This window comes from Alkalihalobacillus alcalophilus ATCC 27647 = CGMCC 1.3604 (assembly GCF_000292245.2).
Taxonomy (GTDB): domain Bacteria; phylum Bacillota; class Bacilli; order Bacillales; family Bacillaceae_D; genus Alkalihalobacillus; species Alkalihalobacillus alcalophilus.
In genome coordinates this window covers 72,463-96,689 of record NZ_ALPT02000001.1, presented here as the reverse complement: position 1 = coordinate 96,689, position 24,227 = coordinate 72,463, and the positions used below count along the sequence as shown (strand labels likewise).

Sequence of the window (24,227 nt, the reverse complement as noted above, 5' to 3'; positions counted from 1 at the left end):
ATGGAGGTGAATGATTATGGTACGTAATGTTCTAATCGGTCTACTGAGTATTGCTTTAATTGCGACCGGATATTGGGCATTTCAAGAACAGGGACAAAAACAAGTATTAGCGACACAGGCGGAGAATAACTATCAACGCGCCTTTCATGATTTAGCTTTTCATTTAGATCAAATTGAGGATCAGTTAGGTTCAACATTAGCGATGAATACGAGAAGACAACTCACACCTTCTTTAGCAGAAGTTTGGCGTGTGACGAGTTTAGCCCAAGAGGAAATGGGGCAATTACCGCTCGCTTCAATCGATATTAGTCAAACAGAAGAATTTTTATACAATTTAAGTAAATTAACTTATCGCACATCGATTCGTGATTTAGATCAAGAACCGTTGACAGATGAAGAGTATCAAAATTTGGAACAGTTGTATCAACTTTCAAAGGAAATTCGTCAAGAAATCCGTCAAACCCAAGCGGAAGTATTAGCGAATGGCCATCGTTGGTTAGACATTGAAAAAGAAATAACTGCACAAAATGAGCCAAGAGATAATACAGTACTTTCTCATTTTGAAGTAATGAATAAATCAGTGGAAGGGTATAGTGAGCTTGAGTGGGGACCTGAAAACGCGGCGATGAAAGATATTAATGGTCAACTCAAAAAAGCATTAAATGGGAAGCGAGTGTCAAAAGAAGAAGCAAAAGAGATTGCAAGTGACTATTTAAATATGAGTCAAAATGCGGCGATTCATATTTCGGAGACAGGTGAAGGGTTAGTTTATGAAGCTTATACACTTGCGATTGACGACCCAGAGCATGCAACAAATTACTATATGGACATCAGTGTTCAAGGGGGACATCCGATCTGGTTTATGCAAGCTCGAAACATCGGGGAAGTGAATGTGAGTTTAAATGAGGCTTCCGAAAAAGCGAGTGACTATTTAAAAAATCAAAACTTTGAACAAATGCAGCTCGTTGATAGCAAACAATATGATTCGGTTGGGATGCTAAAATTTGTTTATGTTGAAGATGATGTTCGAGTTTATACGGATTCCATTACCGTCGAAGTTGCCTTAGATGATGGGGATATAGTCGGTTATGAAGCAAAAGATTATTTAATCAATCATAAAGAACGTCATATACCAAGTCCGTCGATTACTAGAGATGAAGCAAAAGCCAAATTAAATCCTCGTTTAGAGGTAATGGAAGAACATCTAGGTTTAATTAAAAATGACATTGGTGAAGAAGTGTTATGTTATGAGTTTTACGGGCTTTTAAATGATGAAACCTATCGCATTTTCATTAATGCAGAAAATGGGGAAGAAGAACTAGTTGAGAGAATGCCACAAGCTGAATCGATGCATCAATATCAATCATAAAGAGAACAAAATATGAAAATATAGTACCCTCTAAGGTTTAACTTTAGGGGGTTTATTAAGTTTTGGACAAATACTTTCGCAATTATACATAACATGTCATAATAGAGAATCAATAGTACAAAAGGAGTGGTAAGATTGATTGAAATCGGTAAGTCAATCTATCTAGAGTTAACTGAACAATCAGATATGGGGAAGCCAAAAACAGAGAAATTCTCGTCGATGGTAGTTGATTTTTTAAATCAAGATCTCGTGATTTACTATCCGATAAGTGAATTAACACAAAAACAATCATATTTTTTAAAGGGGACTTCATTTCTCGTTTCCTATATAGGCAAAGATAAGGCTATTTATCAATTTGAATCCGAAATTATAGGGCGTAAAATCATGCAAATTCCAGTACTTATTTTAAAAAATGCCCCTTTAACAGAGTATAAACGAATTCAAAGGCGTGAGTATTTGCGAATTAAAACCTTATTAGATGTCACCGTTACTATTAATGAGAAAACATTTGCAACAACGACCTTTGATTTAAGTGGGGGAGGTTGCTCTTTTTTTATTCCTATCCACGAAAAACTACGGCCAATGCAAGAGGTATCATTGTTAATCGTTTTAGGAAAGGGACGGAAAAAAACGATCGGTACAAAGGCAAAGATCATTCGCATAAATAGTTTTAATGACAGAAAACAACTTGTTTCTTGTCAGTTTGAGGAGATGCCCTCCCAAACAAGAGAAGAAATTATCCAATTTTGTTTTAAGCGTCAGTTTGTTCAAGTAGATAAGGCTTAACTTTAGAGAATTTCTCCAGATAAGTTAGACCCTCTTTTAAGAATATGATAAAATATAAAAATAGTATCAAACTGATTAAAGTACTGTAAATGAATGTTGTGTTGACATGGATGAGGTGTAATGAAATGGAAGAACGTTTAGCAATTGCCATTGATGGTCCTGCAGGTGCTGGAAAAAGTACGGTAGCTAAATTAGTGGCTGAGAAATTATCTTTTTTATACATTGATACAGGGGCTATGTACCGTGCCTTAACGTATGCCGCACTTAGAGAAGACATTTCCTTAAGTGATGGTAAAGAAATGAGGCAGTTACTGGATAGTCTAACGATTAGACTTGTGAATGAAAAAGCGTATACAAAGGTTCTTTTAAATAACGAAGAAGTAACCGAGCAAATTCGTTCAAATGAAGTGAACCAGCATGTTTCGTTAGCTGCGAGTCATCAAGCTGTACGCGAAGAAATGGTAGAGCGTCAACGCTTACTTGCTAAAGAAGGACAAGTTGTATTAGACGGAAGAGATATAGGAACCCACGTGCTTCCAAATGCAAAATTAAAAATCTTTTTAACGGCATCTGTAGATGAACGAGCTAAAAGGCGTCATGAGGAACAAGTGAAAAAAGGGATTGACTCTGATTTAGAACAATTAAAAAAAGATATTGCCAGAAGAGACGAGTTTGACTCTACTAGAGAAGTGGCACCGTTAAAGAAGGCTGAAGATGCCAAGGAACTAGATACGACAAGTTTAACCATTGATGAGGTGGTAGAGGCCATTATTGACTTAGCGAAGGAGAGAATTTCATAAATGAGCATCTACAAACTCGGTCAAACGATTTGTCGTGTTTTTCTGTCGACTGCTTATAAAGTAAAAATCAAAGGCAAGGAAAACATTCCTGAAGAAGGCAGTGTTTTATTATGTTGTAACCATATTAGTAACTTTGATCCACCATTACTTGGTTCATATCTTAAACGCCCAATTCATTATATGGCAAAGCAAGAATTGTTTGAAAAGCCGATTTTAAAAAGTCTCTTACCAAGGTTAGGGGCTTTCCCTGTCAAAAGAGGTATGAGTGATAAGCAAGCGTTAAGAACAGCCATCCAATATTTAAGAGATGGAGAGATGCTGGGGCTGTTTCCTGAAGGCACAAGGAGTAAGGATGGAAAAATGGGAAAAGGCTTAGCTGGAGCTGGTTTTTTCGCCTTACGCTCTAATGCAACCGTTATTCCGTGTGCTGTCATCGGTCCTTATCAAAAGTTTAAGCCACTCCAATTAGTTTATGGGGCCCCTATTCCTTTTGATGAACATCGACAAAATAAATTGACAGCTGAAGAAGCGACAGAAGTGATTATGAATGAAATTCAGAAGTTAATCGACGAACATTCGAACCGTTAATTCCTTTCACAATGTGTGGAAGTTATTTTATAAGAATGCACTTTGTTCAAATGAGATCTTTATGGTTGAAGGAGGAAAAAGTCAATGGTTAATGAAATGAATAGTGAAGTGGCTGGAATGAAATCGATAGTAGTAGGTGATGTCATTTCGGGGAAAATAACAAAAGTAGAGGATAAACAAGCTTTTGTTGATGTTGGTTATAAAGTAGATGGAGTTATTCCGATTAGTGAATTATCTAGTTTACATGTTGAAAAAGTCTCTGATGTCTTGTCTGTAGATGATGAAGTTGAGTTAAAGGTGTTAAAGTTGGAAGATGATGAGCTAGTTTTATCAAAAAGAGCGGTACAGGCTGAGAAGGCGTGGGTCTCTTTACAAAACTCGTTTGAAACGGGTGAAGTAATTGAAACCATTATTGCTGATGTCGTTAAAGGTGGTTTAGTCGTTGATCTTGGAGTGCGTGGATTTATCCCAGCTTCGTTGGTTGAACGTCATTATGTTGAGGATTTCTCGGATTATAAAGGGAAAACCCTTCGCTTAAAAGTCGTTGAGCTAGATAAAGATAATAATAAATTAATATTATCTCAACGTGTCGTTTTAGATGAGGAAGTTGAAAAACAGAAAAAACATTTATTACAAGGAATTGAACCAGGGATGGTTATTGAAGGAACCGTTCAAAGGTTAACTAATTTTGGAGCCTTTGTTGACTTAGGTGGTGTTGATGGTCTTGTACATATATCTCAACTTGCCCATCATCGTGTTGAGTCACCATCGGACGTTGTCTCAGAAGGCGATAAAGTGAAAGTGAAGGTACTTTCTGTTGATACGGAAAGCGAAAGAGTATCTTTATCTATTAAAGATACATTACCTGGCCCATGGGAAAAAATTGAGGGAACCATTTCTCAAGGTGATGTTGTTTCAGGAACGGTTAAACGTTTAGTATCCTTTGGAGCCTTTATTGAAGTAGCCGATGGGGTTGAAGGTTTAGTTCATATTTCTCAAATTGCCAATCGTCATATTGGTACACCATCTGAAGTTTTAACAGAAGGTGAAAAAGTTCAAGCTAAGGTTCTCGATGTTAACCTAGACGAAAAGAGAATTTCGTTAAGTATTCGAGCTTTGATTGAAGAAGACGTAGAAGACCATTATGCTGATTATGAAAGTCATAAAGAAGAAGAATCTAGCGGATTCTCATTGGGTGATATGATTGGTGATCAATTAAAAAAATATAAATCATAATGATAATAGAGGTTTTGAGCTGTTGATTTACTGAAAATAGTAAAATCAACAGCTTTTTTCGGATTTCGAACAGAGGGGCAGCCATCTGCTCGTAAATGATTTTTTACTATGCACCATTATTTATAATCCAACAGTATTAGATGAATGATTATGGCTACAATCGTTTTTCTTTAACCAAAACGGAGCCAACGCAATACCCGGAGACTCTTGCCGGAAAAGTGAAACACGGGAGACCTCGCAGCAAAGCGAGGAGGCTCCCGGTTCACCGGCGGAACGCGTAGGGTATGGAGTTGGCGGAGTACAGCTAAATCTTATAACTTTTACTTTACAAACAGTCCAAGTTTCAGTGGCCTCTGACTTTGTCATGAGGAGACTCCTCCTTCAATTAAATATTATTTTGATGATTAGAAAGCTTTCTTTTAGACGATAATTTTAAAAAGAAGATGAAAGAATCATTTTTTAATAGAATGAATTCTTCAGAAAGGAAGAGAAGAAATTGGAAGGAATGTATTTTTATTGGGCTGCTTGGGGTGTATGGATCGTATTAACCTTCTTTTTTAATAAAACAAATCAACGTTTTTGGTTAACTGTTTGTTTGTTAACAATTGTTACGATTATGCCTCTTCAAATTTTTTGGAATGGTTTTTCGTTTAGAGTGGCACTTATCCCTGCTTTTATGTTTATTTGCTCTTTTTTGCGTTTTTATAAATGGCCAAAAATGATTTATATGCTCGTTTTATCTAGTCTATTAGCTATCGCTTATGCTACTTTTGACGTATTTACCTTGTTTGACCCAGTCGTTTTGTTTATCGATCAAAGAATTTATTTAGCGGCGATTAGCTTTATTATTGCTTCCTTCCATTTAGGGTCGATTAAAGATAAGGCCATCACGTCCATAGTCGGAATGTTACAAGGAGAATTTTTATCTGGATTTGTAAAACATTATTTTTTTGGTTTTGCTGAAATTGGGCGAATGCTCTTTTTAGATGTGGTGACTTTTACTATCTGTATTTTTGCTTGTATTGCTTTTATTAGATATATGCTAAGTAGCATTAACCAACTCTTTTTACAGTGGAGAACAGGTAAACAGCAGCAGGAAGTCTTATATCCATCAGTAAGAGCGACTACAAGAGCAAGACAAAAATTGGAGCGAGCGAATAACGTCAAAGTGGATGCATAAAATAGTAGGGATTACTAAATTACTCAACTTTCGCATCGAGAAAATCCGTTCAACGAGTTGGCAGAGCGAATAGAAGCTCTTAAACAAATGCCCTTGACACGTTTGAAAAGCGAGAACGCACTATCACACCAAACGGATAAACTGTGCATTAAGAAAAAAATAATAGGCCCTCCGGCGGTCGCTCCCAAACAGACACTCCGCGTCCTGCAGGAACCTCATGAGCCTCCTCAGCGTTTCACGCTTGCGGGGTCTCATTGGACGGTTTATTCCTGCGGGAGTCTCCGTGTCTGTTTGTCCGCTAGATACTGGAATCGAATCTAGGTTCCTTTTTCTCATTGAATAAAAAAACAGTCATGACTTCAACGTACATTAGCTTGAGAATGATTTTTCTCTTTCAATGATTAAATCCGTTACAGTTGTAAACCAATCATTGTTGATGCTCTGTACGTTAGCTAGATGATCGAGCTGGTTTCGATTGGAATCATGTCTTTTCATTCCTGCAGACTTCGGAAAAAAATAGCTGGCAACTCCCTATTTAGTTCCATAACCAACAAAGTGAAGAAGAAGGTCCTTCTGCGTTAGAAATAGCTAATTGAGAATGGCCATATCATCAAGCAACTCCACGACACTTAGCGGAAAAACCATACGGAGACTCCCGCGGGAATAAACCGTGGAGCGAGACCCCGCAAGGCTTGCCGAGGAGGCTCGCCAGGTTCCCGCAGGACGCGGAGTATGGTTTTGGGAGCGACAGCCGAAGTGCTTATTTTAGTGAACAGATTCCTTCAACAGCCTACGAAGAGATGTGTTCAGACTGTCAACGATTGAACCGTTCATGTAAAGTCAAATTGAGTGTTGTATCTCCCTAAAATCAATCTCTATCAACGGTTAAGAGCCAATCATACTCTGCGAAAGTTGAGTAAATTAGAAACTCGAAAGTGGATAAAAAAAAGGCTTTTCAGGAAATAATATGTACAAGCTAATAAACTTTTAGTAGAATGAATGAGTTACGGATGTAATGACATGTAAAGTTTAAAAAGGAAGGTCGTGACGCTATGACGAAGCCAGTAGTGGCTATTGTAGGTCGTCCGAATGTCGGAAAATCGACAATATTTAATCGAATTGTTGGGGAACGAGTTGCAATTGTTGAAGATATGCCTGGAGTAACAAGAGATCGGTTATACAGTAAGGGTGAATGGTTAAACCGTGACTTTAACTTAATTGATACAGGTGGAATTGAACTAGGAGACGAACCTTTGCTCGTGCAAATGAGGGAGCAAGCGGAACTAGCGATTAAAGAAGCGGATGTTATTGTATTTATTGTGAATGGAAAAGAAGGAATTACGGGTGCGGACCAAGAAGTAGCGAAATTATTATTCCGCTCAAAAAAACCGGTTGTTTTAGGAGTTAACAAAATCGATAATCCTGAAATGCGTGAAGAATTATACGAATTTTACTCACTTGGAATAGGTGAACCATATCCGATCTCAGGTTCGCATGGCTTAGGCTTAGGCGATTTGTTGGATGCGGTGATTGAATATTTCCCTGAAGATGATGGCGATGATTATGATGAGGAAACGATTCGTATTTCATTAATTGGTAGACCAAATGTAGGGAAATCATCTTTAGTAAATGCGATGCTCGGTGAAGAACGAGTAATTGTTAGTAATATACCTGGAACAACAAGAGATGCGATTGATACACCTTTTACAAAAGATGAACAGAAGTATGTGCTTATCGATACAGCTGGGATGAGAAAAAGAGGTAAGGTGTATGAATCAACGGAGAAATATAGTGTGCTGCGCTCATTAAAAGCGATTGAACGTTCTAATGTCGTTTTAATCGTTATTAATGCAGAAGAAGGTATCATTGAACAAGATAAAAAAATTGCCGGATACGCTCATGAAGCCGGTCGTGCCGTTATTATCGTCGTCAATAAATGGGATACTGTTGTAAAAGATGACAAAACGATGCAGAATTTTGAGCAAAAAATTAGAGATGAATTTTTATTCTTAAGCTATGCACCTGTTTTGTTCTTGTCAGCTAAAACAAAACAAAGATTGCAGTTTGTCTTACCAGCTGTAAATAAAGTTGCGGAAAACCATCTGTTACGTGTGCAAACACATGTGTTAAATGATGTGATTATGGATGCGGTTGCGATGAATCCTACACCGACAGATAAAGGGAAGCGCTTGAGAATTAGCTATGTGACGCAAGTGGCAGTAGCGCCACCAACTTTTGTGTTTTTTGTCAATGAACCTGAGCTGATGCACTTCTCATATCAACGATTTTTAGAAAATAAATTGCGTGCAACATTTGAATTTGAGGGGACACCAATTAAAATTCTAGCTCGAAAAAAGAACGATTAAATCATTTTGGGGGAGAATATGGAGGGTATCTTATTAGTCGTTACCATTGTATTTGGATATTTAGTAGGGTCGATTAGTTTTAGTTATATTATTGCTAAAAAGATTAAAAAAGTCGATATTCGTCAGCATGGTAGTGGAAACGCTGGTGCCACAAATACATTACGTGTCTTAGGGGTAGGACCAGCGATAACCGTTTTAATTTTAGATGTTCTTAAAGGGGTTATAGCTGTTTGGTTTGGATATATGGTGGCTACAAATGATTTAGGTTGGTTTCCTGTTCTTGGTGGAGTAGCAGCAATTATCGGTCACAATTGGCCTGTCTATTACAACTTCAAAGGTGGTAAAGGGGTTGCCACAACGATTGGGGTTTTATCAACCCTTGTTTTTTGGCCCGCTCTCATAGCTGGTTTAATTGCGATTATAAGTATTATCTTTACGCGATATGTTTCTTTAGGATCGTTACTATTTGTCCTATTAACACCTGTTGCGACATTCTTTCTATTGCCTTATTATGATTATCCACTTGTCTTTATCTATTTGACATTTGTTGTTGCCATCCTTTCACTCTGGCGTCACCGTACGAATGTGATGCGGATTTTTAATGGATCGGAAAATAAAATTGGTCAAAAAAGTTAAATAATCATTCAATGTTTGAACAACCGCCTTTTTAGGGGATTGATAGAGGCTCGTTAGGTCAAAATTAATTCCTGTTAGCAGAAGTGCACAAATTAATAAAATAAGTCATTTAAAAGATTTGGATTGGAGCTGATGATGTGTCAAAAGTTGCTGTTATCGGTGCGGGTAGTTGGGGTAGTGCCCTTGCCTTAGTACTTGCAGACAATAATCATGACGTAACCATTTGGGCGAGAAGAGAAGACCAAATAAATGAAATTAATCTTAAGCACACTAATGAGAAGTATTTACCAAATATTGAATTGCCTCATTCCATTAAAGGCACAACCGATTTAAAAGAAGCTGTTAGTGGTGTAAGCAATATTTTAATCGTTGTCCCAACGAAAGCGATTCGTGAAACGATTAACAATTTAAAGGGAATTATGGATACAAAAGCAACGATTATTCATGCGAGTAAAGGGATTGAGCCTGGCACTCATAAACGCATTTCAGAAATGATCGAAGAGGAATTTGCTGGTTCAGAGCTGCTTGGAGATGTTGTTGTTTTATCAGGGCCTAGTCATGCTGAAGAAGTGAGCTTACGCCAACCGACAACGGTTACGAGTTCATCTAATAATATTGAGGCTGCAGAAAAAGTCCAAGATTTATTTATTAATCAACATTTCCGTGTGTATACAAATCCTGATTTAATCGGAGTTGAACTAGGTGGTGCGATTAAAAATATTATCGCTTTGGCTTGTGGGCTGACAAATGGATTAGGGCTTGGTGATAATACGAAAGCAGCAATTATGACCCGTGGTTTAGCTGAAATGGCGAGGTTAGGTGTGAAGTTAGGTGCCGAGCCATTAACTTTTTCTGGATTATCAGGACTTGGTGATTTAATTGTGACATGTACAAGTGTCCATTCACGTAATTGGCGTGCAGGTCATATGTTAGGTCAGGGTTTAACATTGGATGAAGTATTAGAAAAAATGGGCATGGTTGTGGAAGGGGTTCGAACAACAAAGGCAACGTATGAGCTTGCCTTAGAGTTAGGAATCGAAATGCCGATTACGACAGCATTATATAAAGTCTTATTTGAAGAAACGACTCCACAAGAAGCAGCAGAGGAATTAATGGGGCGTCTTAAGAAGCATGAGGTGGAAGAATTGACAAATTATTCTCTTAAGGAAAGTGATTATTAGGCTTCTTCTGATTCGGATGTGCACCTCTTTTAGTTATTCGCATAGGATATGTTGAAACTATGTATGAAGGAGGTCGCACCGATGCATGAAAAAAACGACCATTCGTTTATGGATAATGTCCAAAAGAAAACGAATGTAAGACCTGATCAATTATTGAAATTAGCCAATTCAGTAAGTCAAGCTAATCTTCAAGATGAAGCGACTGTTCGTCAATTAATCGCCCAAGTTTCAAAGATTGCTAATAAGCCTGTATCAAAAGAAAAAGAAGACCAGCTAGTGCAAGCCATTTTAAAAAATAATGTTCCTGCTGATTTTGCTTCTCTTGCCAAAATGTTCAATAAAAAATAGGTTCAAGTTCTTAGGCGTATGTTGAACGCAACTAGTAAGTGGTTGCATATACTTTATAGAACGAACATTATAAATAGGGCTTTGTTTTCGAAGGGTTTAGTTAAGTTGAAGAAGTGTGCCCCCGCTTCTTCAACCTTTTTTTGTTTGGGGAGAAAATTAGCCGCATTTCACAAAATTGTCGTAATTGATTGTGGACTAGCGTTGTGATCATTTTAACTTTATACTCGTTTGTATGCTATAATTTATAAGGTAGATTTTGAAGGTTTAGGAGGTTTGGCATTATGTCTCAAGCGATGTTAAGTATGTATGTCTCCTTTTTTGCGATGTTTTTAATGTTTGTATCGGTTGTGACGGCTTTAATTAGCCGGACAAAATTAAAAGGTTTCCTACAAAAAGTTGTTTTAACAATTTCGTTTATTTGTTTATGTGTTGCAGGGTTAATCGTCTTTATTGTTGTAGCTGGTGGACCGACAGCTGTAGCTAATTAAATGAAGTTTGGAAATAAATGAAATGAGGTAGAAGTTTACGATGAAAAAAATATTTTTTCTCACAACGGTTCTATTATTAACTACATATTTGGCTGGATGTTTTTATCCAGAGGAAAATAGAGTGGAGAATCAGATCGCGTATCCGGATCAATTAGAATCGGTGCGAGTTGCAGTTGAGAATTTTCAAGAAGATACAGGTGTATTGCCAATTAGGACTTTTGAGGAAAACACACCTTTATACCATCGCTATGTTGTTGATTTTAATCAATTAGTTCCACGCTATTTACAGCAAGCACCTGGAACGGCTTTGGAAAACGGTGGTGTTTTTCAATATGTGTTATGGGATGTTGAAGATAGTTTGCAAGTTCGCGTCGTTGATTTAACTTCCATAAATGAAATTCAACGATTATATACAAGGGTCAATGAACATATTCGTAAACATTCGTATGCTCCTGTTGCTGAAGTGTTAGATCACGGTTTATTTAAACTTGATTATGAAGAGCTAGGGTATTCAAGTGAACCTTATGTTAAAAGCCCCTATTATGAAACGTTTTTGCCTTTGCTTTTAACAAATGATGGGGAAGTTGTGATTGACTATCGAATTGATTTAAATATGGCATTGCAAGAATATGAACATGATTTCCAAGAGGGGGAAGATATTCGTCCCATCCTTTTAGAAAACACTTACTTTGTTCCGACTCGTTCTGTAGCTTATACATTGGATGAGAACGGTGAACCACAATATGATATGAGTTTAGAAAAATAGATTTAACAAAAAGTAGATAGAATTTTAATCGTTTTTATAAAAAAATGGTCTATTGCCTCTTACCAATTGATATATATAGGATTGGAAGGGGCTTTTTTTGTTGAAGGATACAAGTGGCTTACTCATTTTGCTTGATTTTTTTCTTGTGAAATGTCGAAGTACTCTGTATCTGAAGGGCATCCCCTTCTCGGTAGCAGTAATGAAAGGATTCGATTCAATCATTTGTCATAAGTCATGGGACAACATCATATGAATGATAGTGTCCTAAGATTTTAACGGAATCGATAAATTTCAAATCCTTACATGATCGGGAGGGGATCAAGTGGAAAAGATTGACATTTTCAAAGATATTGCTGAAAGAACAGGCGGTGATATCTATCTTGGGGTAGTAGGTGCGGTTCGTACGGGGAAATCGACTTTTATAAAAAAATTCATGGAGCTCGTCGTACTCCCGAACATTCCTAATGAGTCAGAAAAAGTACGAGCACAAGATGAATTACCTCAAAGTGCCGCTGGTAAAACGATTATGACAACCGAGCCAAAGTTTGTACCAAATCAAGCTGTTTCTATTCATGTCGATGAAGGATTAGATGTAAACATACGTTTAGTGGATTGTGTAGGTTATGCGGTACCTGGAGCGAAAGGGTATGAAGACGAAAATGGACCACGAATGATCAATACACCATGGTATGAGGAGCCTATTCCTTTTCAAGAAGCGGCTGAAATTGGAACGCGGAAGGTCATTCAAGAGCACTCTACTTTAGGTGTCGTTGTGACGACAGATGGATCAATTGGTGACATTCCACGTTATGATTATATTGAATCAGAAACAAGAGTGATTGAGGAATTAAAAGAAGTAGGAAAACCATTTATCATGATTGTCAACAGTGTACGTCCTTATCATCCGGATACAGATAAGCTCCGTCGCGAGTTAGCAGAGGAGCATGACATTCCTGTTTTAGCGATGAGTATTGAAAGTATGACGGATCAGGACATTAACAATGTATTAAGAGAAGTGTTATTTGAATTCCCTGTGCATGAAGTCAATGTTAACTTACCAAGCTGGGTGATGGTCTTAAATGAAGAGCATTGGTTAAGACAGAGTTACGAAGAATCTGTACGTGAGACAGTTAATGATATTAAACGTTTACGTGATGTAGACCGTGTCGTTGGCCAATTTGCCGAGTATGAATTTATTGATGATGCAAGATTAGCAGGAATTGAGATGGGGCAGGGAATTGCAGAAATTGATTTATTTGCTCCAGATGACTTGTATGATCAAGTGTTAAAAGAAGTCGTTGGTGTTGAAATTAGAGGGAAAGATCATCTCTTGCAATTAATGCAAGAATTTGCCCATGCTAAATCTGAATATGATCAAGTGTCTGATGCATTAAGAATGGTGAAACAAACCGGATATGGAATTGCGGCTCCAGCTTTATCAGATATGAGTTTAGATGAGCCAGAAATTATCCGCCAAGGTGCTCGTTTCGGTGTTCGTTTAAAAGCTGTCGCACCTTCGATTCATATGATTAAAGTGGATGTCGAGTCAGAATTTGCTCCAATTATAGGAACGGAAAAACAGAGTGAAGAACTTGTCCGTTACTTAATGCAAGACTTTGAGGAAAATCCATTATCGATTTGGAACTCTGACATTTTTGGACGCTCGCTTAATTCCATTGTGAGGGAAGGGATTTCAGCGAAACTATCGTTAATGCCTGAAAACGCTCGCTACAAATTAAAAGAAACATTAGAGCGAATCATTAATGAAGGCTCAGGTGGATTAATTGCGATTATTTTATAATCGTTGTGACATCCTTTGACAAAAATAAACATAAATTTAGAGGAATTCCTAGTTAGAAAGGAATTCCTCTTTGCCTTTTTTGAAAAGAATGTGCTAATATTTAAGTATGTCATCCTTTATGACAAGAAAAGGATAATTGGAGGCAAAGACGTTGCAATCAGTAGATCATAAAAAAATTCAACAAGCAGTCACGATGATTTTGGAAGCCATTGGTGAAGATCCAAGTCGTGAAGGTTTAGAGGATACACCAAAAAGAGTAGCAAAAATGTATGCAGAAGTATTTCAAGGATTAAATCAAGACCCTAAGGAGCATTTCCAAACTGTATTTGGAGAAGATCATGAGGAATTAGTGCTTGTTAAGGACATTCCTTTCTTTTCTATGTGTGAACATCATCTTGTTCCGTTTTTTGGACATGCACATGTTGGATATATTCCAAGAGGTGGAAAAGTAACGGGTTTAAGTAAGTTAGCAAGAGCGGTTGAAGCGGTTGCCAAAAGGCCGCAATTACAAGAACGAATTACAGCAACGATTGCAGATTCCGTTGTTGAATCACTTGACCCACATGGAGTTATTGTTGTCGTCGAAGCAGAGCATATGTGTATGACGATGCGAGGTGTGAAAAAACCAGGAGCGAAAACGATTACCACTGCTGTACGTGGAAAATATGCAGAAGATGCATCATTAAGAGCTGAGGTATTAGGTTTTATTAAAAGTTGAGTGTAGATAAAGGAGAGCGAAGTTATGGGTAATCAAAATGAGAGCATAGTCATTAAAGCCAAAGAAAATGGAGTAAATGTCATCGGTTTAACACGTGGGTCAGATACTCGTTTTCATCATTCTGAAAAGCTTGATAAAGGTGAGGTTATGATCGCTCAGTTTACTGAACACACTTCTGCGATAAAAATTAGAGGTAAAGCTGTAATCCAAACCGTACATGGGACAATTGATACAGAAGAATAAAAGCGGGATTTCCTGCTTTTTTCTATTTTGTTCAAGTTCAAGTTTTTGCTAGTCATATGAATAGACGACGTAAAAGAACGAGTTCGCCTGCCTTTTTAATGGCCTTATTCATTTCAGTCAAGTAAGAGGGTTTGCAGATACCGAATGGTTAGTAGAAGGTTGATTTTATTAGTCCGACCATTAAAATTATGCTATAATAATATGCGGTTTATAAATTGTCCATTAAATTGGAAATGGTCGGATGATCTGTAAAGTTGGTAAGTGATTTGGGGGACTATTGATGGTTAGTAAAAAAGAGCTAAATGAGATTTTGATTGACATAAAAGAGAGCTTTAATGATTTAACTAAGCATACATATTTGGAGCACCATATTGAGGGTCCCATGATAGATGAAGATAAGATTATTTTTTTATATGCCATGTTATCTGGCCATCTTCCTAATAAAGACGTGAAGACGATTATCTTGTCGGCTGTGCTATTACAAGCGGCCTTAGATGTACATGAGGATGTGACTCTCCATAAAATAAAATCAGATGTAGTGATAAAGGAACGGCAACTTACTGTTTTAGCAGGAGATTATTACAGTAGTCTCTATTATTATTTACTAGCTAAAGCTCAAAATGTTCCGATGATCCGCATTTTTAGTCGCTCCATTCAAGAAATAAATGAGTGCAAAATGAATCTTTATAAAAATTCAGCTGCATTAAAAGGGTATAAAAAGATAGAAAATGAAGTCATCTCAGTTGAATCGAAACTACTACAAAACATTGCCGAACATTTTGAGGAACGGCAATGGCTGAGCTTGTTTAAAGAGTTCTTTTTGTTGAAAAGGCTTTTAATTGAACAAAAAGCTTGGAAGAATGGAAAAAGACATGCGATCATTCAATCCTTGTTATCAGAGCATCCAAACGATGCGGAAGATTTAATGATACTCGAAGAAAAAGTCGAGGTCTTAAAAGATAAAATTCTTCAAATGAGTCAATCCATGGCTACAGTTGAACGAATTATTGTGACAAGGTTAGAAGGGATTTTACAAGTAACCGTTAGTCCGAAGAAAATTGCAGAAGAAGGGTGAATAAAATGACACAGTCAAAAGAAGAGCGCGTGCATCAAGTTTTTGAATCAATTTATAAACGCTACGATGTCATGAATTCTGTGATTAGCTTTCAACGTCATAAATCATGGCGAAAAAGCACGATGAAGAAAATGGATGTCCAAAGGGGGCAACAGGCTTTAGATGTTTGTTGTGGAACGGGTGATTGGACGATTGCACTCGCTCAAGCTGTTGGTTCAACTGGACATGTTGAAGGATTAGATTTTAGTCAAAATATGTTAAAAGTCGGTCAAGAAAAAGTGGACAACCTAAAACTAAAGCAAGTCAATTTAGTTCACGGTAATGCGATGGAACTGCCGTATGAAGATAATCAATTTGATTATGTGACGATTGGTTTTGGTTTGCGAAATGTACCAGACTACACTCAAGTGCTTAAAGAAATGTATCGAGTGGTTAAGCCAGGAGGGAAGGTCGTTTGTTTAGAAACTTCACAACCGACAATACCAGGGTTTAAGCAATTGTACTTTTTTTATTTTGGCTATATAATGCCGGTTTTCGGGAAATTGTTTGCGAAAAGTTATCAAGAATATTCTTGGTTAAACGAATCAACTAAAAATTTTCCAGGGCGTGAACAATTAAAGCAGATGTTTTTTGATGTAGGGTTTAAACCGGTTGAAGTTAAAGCGTTTACCGGTGGAGTTGCAGCTATGCATCTCGGTATTAAACCGTCTGAGTAAATGAGAATTGGGGATAAAAAAGTGATTAGAAAATTAAAAATCATCTTAGAAATGATTAAGTTTGAGCATACGGTTTTTGCTTTGCCATTTGCCTTTTTTGGAGCTGTTCTTGGTAGCGCGATTATGAATGGAACTCTACCAACCATTTCACAATGGATTTGGATTACACTGGCAATGGTTGGGGCTAGAAGTGCTGCGATGTCGTTAAATCGTGTCATCGATGCTCAAATTGACAAAAAAAATCCACGGACGGAATCAAGAGCTATTCCAGCTGGATTATTATCTAAACTAGAAGTGATTATTTTTATTATCGCTTCATTTGCTCTTTTATTTGTTGCAGCCTTTCAATTAAATATGCTGGCTGTTTATTTATTACCAATTGCGGTCTTCTTTTTGGTTATTTATTCTTATACAAAACGTTTTACTTGGGCTTGCCATGTGATTCTTGGTGTAACGATAGCGATTGCTCCATTAGGAGGTTGGGTTGGGGCAACAGGAACCCTAACTTGGGAAGCGTTTGTTTTATTTTTAGCGGTAGCGATGTGGACGACTGGTTTTGATGTCATTTATGCCACACAGGATTTAGAATATGATCGTGATAACAATGTGTATTCCATTCCAAGTCGCTTCGGATTAGCAAACTCCCTAAAAATAGCTAAAGGGTTTCATATCGTCAGTTTTTTAGCTTTTTTAGCGTTATACTTTTTTACGCCACTAGGTTGGCTCTATTTGATTGGTGTTATAATCGCTGGATTCATTATGATTTATGAGCACTCGATTATTTCTGCTGATGATATGTCTCGACTAGACGTCGCCTTTTTTACGATGAATGGAATTTTAAGTATTCAAATGTTCGTATTTGCGATTGGAGATGTTTTATTACTATGATGCAAAACAAAAAGAGAATTTTCACCGTTGGAATAACAGGAGCAAGTGGAGCGATTTATGGAGTGACACTTGTACGTGAACTATTAAGACAAGAATTTGATGTCCATCTTATTATAACAGAGGCAGGTTGGCAAGTTTTCAAAGAAGAGCTTTTATTAGATACAACTAATCGAGAACAATTGCTTTCTGAGCTCTTTGCAGACGGTTATCACAACTTAACGGTTCATCATTTACATAACTATGCAGCTTCTATTGCGAGTGGTTCTTTCCGTAATGAAGGTATGGTTATTATTCCTTGTTCAATGGGAACTCTTTCAGGGATTGCACATGGGGCATCAGGAAATCTGTTGGAAAGAACAGCTGATGTGATGTTAAAAGAAGGTCGTAAACTTGTCATCGTTCCAAGAGAGACACCTCTTCATCAAATTCATTTGGAAAATATGCTGACATTAACGAAAATGGGTGCTCATATTTTGCCGGCTATGCCTGGCTTTTATCATTTGCCCGAAACAATTGATGATTTAGTTAAATTTGTTGTTGGAAAAACGTTGGATAGGCTTGAGGTTGAGCACGAAATGTTTAAAAGGTGGGGAGAGTAATGACGCTTCGAATTGGTGAAATATCCTATACAAACATTCTACCTCTTTTTTATTTTGTTGACAGAGATAAGTTAAAAGAAGAACAATTCACATTTATACCTCAAGTTCCGGCTCAGTTAAATGCGGCAATGTCTAAAGCAGAGGTTGATGTCGGTGGCATTTCTAGCTTTGCTTATGCTAAAAACCAACATGATTATACGCTTTTACCAGATTTATCGGTTTCATCTTATCATGCTGTTGGTTCCTTATTTTTGTTTTCTAAAGTTCCAATTGAACAATTAAATGAGAAAAGGATCGCTTTAACTTCAAGCTCTGCAACGACCATTCATTTATTAAAAGTGATTTTGGCTCACTTTTATCAGTTTAAGGTTCACTATGAAGTAGAGGAGCCAAACTATGATAAAATGCTTGCACAGTTTGATGCTTGTTTATTAATTGGTGATGATGCAATTAAAGCGACTTGGTGTAAAGAACCAAATATTTATCAGTATGATCTTGGTGAATTATGGTATCAATTTACAGGGTTACCGATGACATTTGCTGTTATAGCGGTTAGAAATGAAATTGTCGAAACAAAAGTAAAAGAGCTCGAACTATTAAATCGTGAATTGTTATTTAGTAAGGAAATGTCGATACAAACACAATTTCAACCGATGATCCGACAGATTATGAAAGATCATGCAGGAGATTTGCCGTTTTGGTCGAATTACTTTAACGGCTTAACATACGATTTTTCAGAAGCTGAACAAAAAGGTCTGCTTTCTTTTTATGATTTATGTTATCAACTTGGTTATTTAAATGAACCAGTAGAAACCCTTAAATTATGGCAACCTGTGAAAGATAAATTGACTAAGTAAGGTGAAGTGAATGAACTTAGCTGATATTTATATAAACTATAAAGAAGATATTAAGACGATTGAACGTGAATTAGAAAAAAATGTTCAAACTGCGAATCCGATCTTAGAAGATGCCTCTGTTCATTTGCTTAGAGCAGGTGGAAAGAGAATTCGACCTGTTTTTGTGCTTCTTGCAGCCAAATTTGGTGAATATGATATAGAAAAATTAAAACATATTGCGGTTCCACTTGAACTTATTCATATGGGTTCACTCGTTCATGACGACGTGATTGATGATGCGGAGTTAAGAAGAGGGGAAAAGACGGTTAAATCGCAATGGGATAATCGGGTCGCAATGTATACAGGAGATTTTATTTTTGGAAAAGCGGTCGAAACATCGGCTATTTTTGTAAATCCGAGCATTCATGAAATTATGTCTAATGCAATGGTTGAAATTTGTTTAGGAGAAATTGAACAAATCCGCGATCAATATAATTGGGAACAAAATATGCGGCACTATTTACGGCGGATTAAAAGAAAAACGGCCTTGCTTATTGCAATTAGCTCACAGCTTGGGGCGATTGCGTCTAAAGCGGATCCTGATGTACAAAAACAACTCTATTGGTTTGGTTATTATGTTGGTATGTCTTTTCAAATTACCGATGATATTTTAGATTTTATTGGGACAGAAAAGCAGCTAGGCAAACCAGCAGGTGGTGACTTGTTGCAAGGAAATGTGACATTACCAGCTCTTTATGCACTGACAAAAAAACCTCAATTAAAAGCGGAGTTAAATGATTTCTTCAACGGTTCTAATCAGGATAAGGAGCATTTTCACAAATTCTTAGAAGTAATCAAGCGTTCTGGTGGGATTGAATATGCAACTAAGATGAGTGATCTGTACTTAAAGAAGGCTTTTGAGCGCCTTGACTTACTACCTAATATTAAGGCAAAGCAACATTTATCAGATATTGCTACATATATTGGACGCCGTAAATTTTAATAGTTTTATTAAAAAGGATGAGTGATCAGAATTGTAGACATTCATCCTTTTTATTTTTTTAAATTGAAAGTTCTAAATTGGTAAAAAAAGGTTTGAGAGCGTTTTATTTTTTTGATATACTAAGTTTGTTGTTTATTTGTTATATTTTGAAAGCGAGGTCAATAAGATGGAACGTACATATTTAATGGTAAAACCTGATGGAGTACAACGTAATTTAATCGGTGAAATTGTCACAAGATTTGAAAAGAAGGGCTTCCAATTAGTTGGAGCAAAATTAATGTCTGTATCTGAAGAAACGGCGAAAAAACATTATGCTGAGCATAGTGAGCGTCCTTTCTTTGGAGAGTTAGTGAATTTTATTACTTCTGGACCAGTTTTTGCAATGGTTTGGGAAGGTGAAAACGTCATTAAAACTGCACGTACAATGATGGGAGCTACTAACCCAGCCGATTCTGCACCAGGAACGATTCGTGGCGATTATGCAGCACAATTATCAATGAACATTATCCATGGTTCAGATTCTCCTGAAAGTGCTGAACGTGAAATCGGAATCTTCTTTACAGCAGAAGAGCTTTGTGAATATGAGAAAGCCGTTAACGTTTGGGTTTAATTAATACGTAGAAAAACTACCTTCATTTGAGGGTAGTTTTTTTATGAAAGAAATAAATTTCCTCGGTTAGCTGTAGCAGGTGGAGGCTATTTAACTAGAATTATTTTGTTGTTGCGTATATGATTAGGGGGAATGAAGAGAAGGGGAGAAAGAAGATGGACCAAGACTATCATGATTTTATTATAAATATACATAATGTAACGGGAATTAATTTGTCTTTATATAAGGAAACACAAATGAAAAGGAGATTAACGACTTTACGTAATAAACACGGATTCGTTACTTTTTCGGACTTTTTTATAGCTATAAAAGAACGGCCAGTGTTGTTTGATGAATTTCTTGAGCGGATGACAATTAATGTTTCGGAATTTTACCGAAATCCCAACCGTTGGAATGTGTTACAAAGGAAAATCTTACCGAGATTGGTGAAAGAAACAAATTCATTAAAGGTTTGGAGTGCAGCATGCTCTTCTGGAGAAGAACCGTATACATTGGCGCTAATGCTCTCAGATTTTGTCCGATTAAGAGAAAAGATGATTTTAGCCACTGATATTGATGAACAAATTATGGAGCGGGCCAAAAATGGTTTTTATTTAGAACGTTCTGTCCAACAAGTACCAGAACAGAAATTAAAGACCTATTTTCAGCGGGAAGCACTTGGTTATCGCATCAATGACGAAGTAAAAAAGTCGATTGCTTTTAAGAAGCAAAACTTACTTGCTGACCGATTTGAAACAGGCTTCGATTTAATTGTGTGTCGAAATGTGATGATTTATTTTACAGAAGAAGCCAAACATGAGCTGTATCAAAAGTTTAGTCAAGCTTTACGGCCAGGGGGAATATTATTCGTTGGCAGTACGGAACAAATTTTTCAAGCGAAACAATATCAATTAGAAGCAGATGAGACCTTCTTTTATCGGAAAATGAGTTAAAGAATCTTATATTTTTCTGAAAAAAAAGAAAATGATTTAGACGTATTTTATTATTTTTGGTAGAATGGCTAAATAATCAAATAGAATGAAGAGAAATTAATCACACAAATCAAAATAAATATGTTATAATTTAACGCATAAAAGCGATAAAGAGATTGGTGGTTAGTTGGAGGAGGAGACGTAGATGAGATATTTAACAGCAGGTGAATCACATGGACCACAACTCACAACGATAATTGAAGGCGTTCCAGCTCAATTAGAATTGTTGGCAGAAGATATTAATACCGAATTAGCAAGAAGACAAGGCGGGTATGGCCGTGGTCGCCGCATGCAAATTGAAAAGGACCAAGTGCACATAACGAGTGGTGTTCGTCATGGAAAAACAACAGGTGCACCGATTGCGTTAGTTGTCGAAAATAAGGATTGGACCCATTGGACAAAAGTTATGGGAGCAGAACCGTTATCAGAGGAAGAAGAGAAAGAAGTAAAACGTAAAATTTCAAGACCGAGACCAGGTCATGCTGATTTAAATGGTGCGATTAAATATGGTCATCGTGATATGCGAAATGTATTAGAACGTTCCTCAGCTCGTGAAACAACGGTTCGGGTAGCAGCAGGAGCTGTGGCGAAAAAGATCTTATCGACATTTGGCATTCAAGTTGGCGGTCATGTGTTAGAAATTGGTGGTGTGAAAGCCGAACATACCGATTATAGCTCCATTCAAGATTTAAAGGATCGTTCAGAAGCTTCGTTAGTTCGCTGTTTAGATGAAGAGGCGTCAACAAAAATGATCGAGGCGATTGATGAAGCCAAACAAGCAGGTGACTCAATTGGAGGAGTTGTGGAGGTTGTGATTGAAGGTGTTCCAATTGGACTTGGAAGTCATGTTCAATATGATCGCAAACTTGATGCGAAATTAGCGGCAGCGGTTATGAGTATTAATGCATTTAAAGGGGTTGAAATTGGGATTGGTTTTGAGGCAGCAAGAAAACCAGGAAGCCAAGTTCATGACGAAATTATTTGGGATGAGGAAAAAGGATATACACGTAAAACCAATCATTTAGGTGGGTTTGAAGGTGGTATGACAAATGGGATGCCTATTGTTGTACGTGGGGTCATGAAACCAATTCCAACTTTATATAAGCCATTACAAAGTGTAGACATTGAAACAAAAGAAACATTTGCGGCCAGTATTGAGCGTTCGGATAGCTGTGCGGTTCCAGCTGCATCTGTCGTAGCTGAAGCGGTTGTAGCATGGGAAGTAGCGAACGCCTTATTAGAAACGTTTGGTCAAGATCGGATCGAGACGATCGAACGGAATATTGGGCTTCATCATGAAGAGGCGAGGAAGTTTTAATGAGAAAGGTCGCGGTTCAAACAGAGTCCAAAAGTTATGATGTATGGATTGAAGCCGGTTGTCTCCATAAGCTTTTGCCGATGTTGAAAAGCTGGAAAAAGCAACCTACTTCGATTTTTATTATTACAGACTCCACAGTCGCCGAACTTTATTTAGATAGAGTGAAAAATCAATTAAAAGATCATTATCCACTTGTTGAAGCGGTCGTGCCTGCTGGAGAAGCTTCTAAATCATTTGTTGAATTTGAGCAGCTTTTAACGGTTGCACTAGAAAATGGATTAGACAGAGATTCGATGATTATTGCTTTAGGTGGTGGTGTAGTAGGAGATATTGCTGGATTTGTTGCGGCTACTTATATGCGTGGTATTCGCTTTGTACAAATTCCAACGACATTGCTTGCTCATGATAGTAGTGTAGGAGGAAAGGTTGCGATCAATCATCGTTTAGGCAAAAACATGATTGGTGCTTTTCATCAACCAGAAATGGTTATTTATGACCCTGAGCTTTTAGTTTCATTACCAGAGCAAGAGTGGCGTTCAGGGTTTGCTGAGGCTTTTAAACATGGTTTAATTCAAGTGCCTGAATTTTATCAATGGTTACAAGAAAAAATTGATTCCTTTGTTGATTTAGATGTTTCTCTTTTAGAGCAGTTGCTTGAACGATCGATTGCTGTCAAAGCAGAAATTGTAGCGGAAGATGAAAAGGAAGCAGGGGTAAGAGCCCATTTGAATTTAGGTCATACACTTGGCCATGCGATTGAAACTCAATTAGGTTACGGAAAAATGACACATGGGGAGGCAGTCGCTCTAGGGATTATTTTTGCAATGCGCTTAAGTGAACAGCTTTATCAGGTGAAATTACCAATTAATGAGTTCAAACAATGGTTGAGGCAATTGGGCTATGATACAAATCTACCGAAAACATTACAGGCAGAGTCGTTACTTGCTACGATGAAAAAAGATAAAAAAGTCAATGCAGGTATCATTCGGATGGTTTTAATGAAAGAGGTCGGTTCTGTCCAAGTGGAAGAAGTCGACGAGAAGGAGATTTTAACGCTAATAGAAAAAATGCTTGGGGAGTGATTGTATTGGTGAGAGGAATCAGAGGTGCGACTACAGTAAAAGAAGATGTTGAAGAGATTGTATTAGACGCTACAGAAGAATTGCTCGCATTAATGATTGAAAAAAACGAGATACAACCAGAAGATGTCGCACAAGTGCTGATAACCGTAACAGAGGATTTAATCGCGACGTTCCCTGCTAAAGCGTTACGTCGTTTTGAAGGCTTTGATTATGTTCCTGTTATGTGTGCCAGGGAAATAGCTGTTCCGGGAAGTTTAGAGAACTGTATTCGAATTATGATGACGGTGAATACAGATGTTGCCCAGGATCAAATCACTCACATTTATTTAAATGATGCAGTGAAATTAAGACCAGATTTAGTCTTGACGGATCAAAGCGAGTCGGTTTAAACTAACAGTAGAAGGATTCTTATAGAGTGAATCCATAGTGAGAAGAGTAGAGTTATTAAGATATTTAAATGAAAATATGAGATGAGAAGAGTATGAGATTAGTTGAGGAGAGCTGAGCGGAGCAAAGGATGTTTATATACACCCTATGCCTATTGGTCATAGGGTTTTTTATATGTATTCTCCATTTCGGGCCAATATTTTTGTGCTCGTACCCCTCCTTAATTTATCCTCCCT

27 protein-coding genes are annotated in these 24,227 nt (G+C 37.3%); 26 read left to right on the top strand and 1 reads right to left on the bottom strand.

Annotated features, from left to right (window positions below):
- The first annotated feature begins 16 nt into the window (after nucleotides 1-16).
- The 6 genes from ypeB to BALCAV_RS00440 all read left to right on the top strand — a co-directional run bounded on the left by ypeB (nucleotide 17) and on the right by BALCAV_RS00440 (nucleotide 5,959).
- On the top strand, nucleotides 17-1,369 hold the full coding sequence (gene ypeB, locus BALCAV_RS00470; RefSeq protein WP_003323190.1) for a germination protein YpeB: 1,353 nt from the start codon (nucleotides 17-19) through the stop codon (nucleotides 1,367-1,369).
- Nucleotides 1,370-1,504: 135 nt separating this feature from the next.
- A complete protein-coding gene (locus tag BALCAV_RS00465) occupies nucleotides 1,505-2,155 on the top strand; it encodes a flagellar brake protein (protein WP_003323189.1) in 651 nt (216 codons plus the stop codon).
- 125 nt (nucleotides 2,156-2,280) lie between these two features.
- Nucleotides 2,281-2,955, top strand: coding sequence for a (d)CMP kinase (gene cmk / locus BALCAV_RS00460; RefSeq protein ID WP_003323188.1), 675 nt, complete (start codon nucleotides 2,281-2,283; stop codon nucleotides 2,953-2,955).
- On the top strand, nucleotides 2,956-3,543 hold the full coding sequence (locus BALCAV_RS00455; RefSeq protein ID WP_003323187.1) for a lysophospholipid acyltransferase family protein: 588 nt from the start codon (nucleotides 2,956-2,958) through the stop codon (nucleotides 3,541-3,543).
- 84 nt (nucleotides 3,544-3,627) lie between these two features.
- Entirely contained in the window at nucleotides 3,628-4,779 is a 1,152-nt protein-coding gene (gene rpsA, locus BALCAV_RS00450) for a 30S ribosomal protein S1 (protein WP_003323186.1), read from the top strand.
- 505 nt (nucleotides 4,780-5,284) lie between these two features.
- Nucleotides 5,285-5,959: a YphA family membrane protein gene (locus BALCAV_RS00440; RefSeq protein ID WP_456236623.1), complete on the top strand. Its 675-nt coding sequence runs from the start codon at nucleotides 5,285-5,287 to the stop codon at nucleotides 5,957-5,959.
- 369 nt (nucleotides 5,960-6,328) lie between these two features.
- On the opposite strand, the gene BALCAV_RS22995 is transcribed toward BALCAV_RS00440, so the two are convergent.
- Nucleotides 6,329-6,454 (bottom strand): hypothetical protein, encoded by a 126-nt coding sequence (locus tag BALCAV_RS22995; RefSeq protein ID WP_268746783.1) that lies wholly within the window; start codon nucleotides 6,452-6,454, stop codon nucleotides 6,329-6,331.
- Nucleotides 6,455-7,011: 557 nt separating this feature from the next.
- Between BALCAV_RS22995 and der the strand changes: the two genes are divergently transcribed.
- The 20 genes from der (at nucleotide 7,012) to aroH (ending at nucleotide 23,993) form a co-directional block, all read left to right on the top strand.
- On the top strand, nucleotides 7,012-8,325 hold the full coding sequence (gene der, locus BALCAV_RS00435; RefSeq protein ID WP_003323184.1) for a ribosome biogenesis GTPase Der: 1,314 nt from the start codon (nucleotides 7,012-7,014) through the stop codon (nucleotides 8,323-8,325).
- Nucleotides 8,326-8,343: 18 nt separating this feature from the next.
- The gene (gene plsY, locus BALCAV_RS00430; protein WP_003323183.1) at nucleotides 8,344-8,961 is read left to right on the top strand and encodes a glycerol-3-phosphate 1-O-acyltransferase PlsY; all 618 of its coding nucleotides are present in this window, start codon (nucleotides 8,344-8,346) and stop codon (nucleotides 8,959-8,961) included.
- Nucleotides 8,962-9,098: 137 nt separating this feature from the next.
- Nucleotides 9,099-10,142, top strand: coding sequence for an NAD(P)H-dependent glycerol-3-phosphate dehydrogenase (locus BALCAV_RS00425; RefSeq protein WP_003323182.1), 1,044 nt, complete (start codon nucleotides 9,099-9,101; stop codon nucleotides 10,140-10,142).
- An 81-nt stretch (nucleotides 10,143-10,223) separates the two neighbouring features.
- A complete protein-coding gene (locus BALCAV_RS00420; protein ID WP_003323180.1) occupies nucleotides 10,224-10,490 on the top strand; it encodes a stage VI sporulation protein F in 267 nt (88 codons plus the stop codon).
- Nucleotides 10,491-10,771: 281 nt separating this feature from the next.
- Nucleotides 10,772-10,978 carry a DUF2768 domain-containing protein gene (locus BALCAV_RS00415; protein ID WP_003323179.1) on the top strand — a complete coding sequence of 69 codons (207 nt, stop codon included), beginning with the start codon at nucleotides 10,772-10,774 and terminating at the stop codon, nucleotides 10,976-10,978.
- Between the two features lie 40 nt (nucleotides 10,979-11,018).
- Nucleotides 11,019-11,744, top strand: a complete 726-nt coding sequence (locus BALCAV_RS00410; RefSeq protein WP_003323178.1) for a hypothetical protein — start codon at nucleotides 11,019-11,021, stop codon at nucleotides 11,742-11,744.
- A 322-nt stretch (nucleotides 11,745-12,066) separates the two neighbouring features.
- Nucleotides 12,067-13,545, top strand: coding sequence for a stage IV sporulation protein A (gene spoIVA / locus BALCAV_RS00405; protein WP_003323177.1), 1,479 nt, complete (start codon nucleotides 12,067-12,069; stop codon nucleotides 13,543-13,545).
- A gap of 151 nt (nucleotides 13,546-13,696) precedes the next feature.
- Nucleotides 13,697-14,263, top strand: a complete 567-nt coding sequence (gene folE / locus BALCAV_RS00400) for a GTP cyclohydrolase I FolE (RefSeq protein WP_003323176.1) — start codon at nucleotides 13,697-13,699, stop codon at nucleotides 14,261-14,263.
- Between the two features lie 24 nt (nucleotides 14,264-14,287).
- Complete coding sequence (gene mtrB, locus BALCAV_RS00395; protein WP_003323175.1) at nucleotides 14,288-14,506, top strand: trp RNA-binding attenuation protein MtrB; 219 nt, start codon at nucleotides 14,288-14,290, stop codon at nucleotides 14,504-14,506.
- A 280-nt stretch (nucleotides 14,507-14,786) separates the two neighbouring features.
- A complete protein-coding gene (locus tag BALCAV_RS00390; protein ID WP_003323174.1) occupies nucleotides 14,787-15,581 on the top strand; it encodes a heptaprenyl diphosphate synthase component 1 in 795 nt (264 codons plus the stop codon).
- A gap of 5 nt (nucleotides 15,582-15,586) precedes the next feature.
- Nucleotides 15,587-16,297, top strand: coding sequence for a demethylmenaquinone methyltransferase (locus BALCAV_RS00385; RefSeq protein ID WP_003323173.1), 711 nt, complete (start codon nucleotides 15,587-15,589; stop codon nucleotides 16,295-16,297).
- A gap of 21 nt (nucleotides 16,298-16,318) precedes the next feature.
- Nucleotides 16,319-17,185: a UbiA-like polyprenyltransferase gene (locus tag BALCAV_RS00380; RefSeq protein ID WP_136445923.1), complete on the top strand. Its 867-nt coding sequence runs from the start codon at nucleotides 16,319-16,321 to the stop codon at nucleotides 17,183-17,185.
- Entirely contained in the window at nucleotides 17,182-17,784 is a 603-nt protein-coding gene (locus BALCAV_RS00375; RefSeq protein WP_003323170.1) for a UbiX family flavin prenyltransferase, read from the top strand. The genes BALCAV_RS00380 and BALCAV_RS00375 overlap by 4 nt, the downstream gene beginning before the upstream one ends.
- Nucleotides 17,784-18,641, top strand: coding sequence for a menaquinone biosynthetic enzyme MqnA/MqnD family protein (locus BALCAV_RS00370; protein WP_003323168.1), 858 nt, complete (start codon nucleotides 17,784-17,786; stop codon nucleotides 18,639-18,641). Before BALCAV_RS00375 ends, BALCAV_RS00370 begins: the two co-directional genes overlap by 1 nt.
- 10 nt (nucleotides 18,642-18,651) lie before the next feature.
- The gene (gene hepT, locus BALCAV_RS00365) at nucleotides 18,652-19,623 is read left to right on the top strand and encodes a heptaprenyl diphosphate synthase component II (protein WP_003323166.1); all 972 of its coding nucleotides are present in this window, start codon (nucleotides 18,652-18,654) and stop codon (nucleotides 19,621-19,623) included.
- A 166-nt stretch (nucleotides 19,624-19,789) separates the two neighbouring features.
- Nucleotides 19,790-20,233, top strand: coding sequence for a nucleoside-diphosphate kinase (gene ndk, locus BALCAV_RS00360; protein ID WP_003323165.1), 444 nt, complete (start codon nucleotides 19,790-19,792; stop codon nucleotides 20,231-20,233).
- Between the two features lie 155 nt (nucleotides 20,234-20,388).
- A complete protein-coding gene (locus tag BALCAV_RS00355) occupies nucleotides 20,389-21,165 on the top strand; it encodes a CheR family methyltransferase (RefSeq protein ID WP_003323164.1) in 777 nt (258 codons plus the stop codon).
- Nucleotides 21,166-21,349: 184 nt separating this feature from the next.
- A complete protein-coding gene (gene aroC / locus BALCAV_RS00350) occupies nucleotides 21,350-22,522 on the top strand; it encodes a chorismate synthase (protein ID WP_003323163.1) in 1,173 nt (390 codons plus the stop codon).
- Nucleotides 22,522-23,604, top strand: a complete 1,083-nt coding sequence (aroB, locus tag BALCAV_RS00345; protein WP_003323162.1) for a 3-dehydroquinate synthase — start codon at nucleotides 22,522-22,524, stop codon at nucleotides 23,602-23,604. Before aroC ends, aroB begins: the two co-directional genes overlap by 1 nt.
- Before the next feature lie 5 nt (nucleotides 23,605-23,609).
- Nucleotides 23,610-23,993, top strand: coding sequence for a chorismate mutase (gene aroH / locus BALCAV_RS00340; protein ID WP_003323161.1), 384 nt, complete (start codon nucleotides 23,610-23,612; stop codon nucleotides 23,991-23,993).
- The last annotated feature ends 234 nt before the right edge of the window (nucleotides 23,994-24,227 follow it).

Coding starts and splice junctions, on each gene's coding strand:
- ypeB (WP_003323190.1), top strand. CDS start 17: ATGGTACGTAATGTTCTAATCGGTCTACTGAGTATTGCTTTAATTGCG.
- cmk (WP_003323188.1), top strand. CDS start 2,281: ATGGAAGAACGTTTAGCAATTGCCATTGATGGTCCTGCAGGTGCTGGA.
- BALCAV_RS00455 (WP_003323187.1), top strand. CDS start 2,956: ATGAGCATCTACAAACTCGGTCAAACGATTTGTCGTGTTTTTCTGTCG.
- rpsA (WP_003323186.1), top strand. CDS start 3,628: ATGGTTAATGAAATGAATAGTGAAGTGGCTGGAATGAAATCGATAGTA.
- BALCAV_RS00440 (WP_456236623.1), top strand. CDS start 5,285: ATGTATTTTTATTGGGCTGCTTGGGGTGTATGGATCGTATTAACCTTC.
- BALCAV_RS22995 (WP_268746783.1), bottom strand. CDS start 6,454: ATGAAAAGACATGATTCCAATCGAAACCAGCTCGATCATCTAGCTAAC.
- der (WP_003323184.1), top strand. CDS start 7,012: ATGACGAAGCCAGTAGTGGCTATTGTAGGTCGTCCGAATGTCGGAAAA.
- plsY (WP_003323183.1), top strand. CDS start 8,344: ATGGAGGGTATCTTATTAGTCGTTACCATTGTATTTGGATATTTAGTA.
- BALCAV_RS00420 (WP_003323180.1), top strand. CDS start 10,224: ATGCATGAAAAAAACGACCATTCGTTTATGGATAATGTCCAAAAGAAA.
- BALCAV_RS00415 (WP_003323179.1), top strand. CDS start 10,772: ATGTCTCAAGCGATGTTAAGTATGTATGTCTCCTTTTTTGCGATGTTT.
- BALCAV_RS00410 (WP_003323178.1), top strand. CDS start 11,019: ATGAAAAAAATATTTTTTCTCACAACGGTTCTATTATTAACTACATAT.
- mtrB (WP_003323175.1), top strand. CDS start 14,288: ATGGGTAATCAAAATGAGAGCATAGTCATTAAAGCCAAAGAAAATGGA.
- BALCAV_RS00390 (WP_003323174.1), top strand. CDS start 14,787: ATGGTTAGTAAAAAAGAGCTAAATGAGATTTTGATTGACATAAAAGAG.
- BALCAV_RS00385 (WP_003323173.1), top strand. CDS start 15,587: ATGACACAGTCAAAAGAAGAGCGCGTGCATCAAGTTTTTGAATCAATT.
- BALCAV_RS00375 (WP_003323170.1), top strand. CDS start 17,182: ATGATGCAAAACAAAAAGAGAATTTTCACCGTTGGAATAACAGGAGCA.
- BALCAV_RS00370 (WP_003323168.1), top strand. CDS start 17,784: ATGACGCTTCGAATTGGTGAAATATCCTATACAAACATTCTACCTCTT.
- hepT (WP_003323166.1), top strand. CDS start 18,652: ATGAACTTAGCTGATATTTATATAAACTATAAAGAAGATATTAAGACG.
- ndk (WP_003323165.1), top strand. CDS start 19,790: ATGGAACGTACATATTTAATGGTAAAACCTGATGGAGTACAACGTAAT.
- BALCAV_RS00355 (WP_003323164.1), top strand. CDS start 20,389: ATGGACCAAGACTATCATGATTTTATTATAAATATACATAATGTAACG.
- aroC (WP_003323163.1), top strand. CDS start 21,350: ATGAGATATTTAACAGCAGGTGAATCACATGGACCACAACTCACAACG.
- aroB (WP_003323162.1), top strand. CDS start 22,522: ATGAGAAAGGTCGCGGTTCAAACAGAGTCCAAAAGTTATGATGTATGG.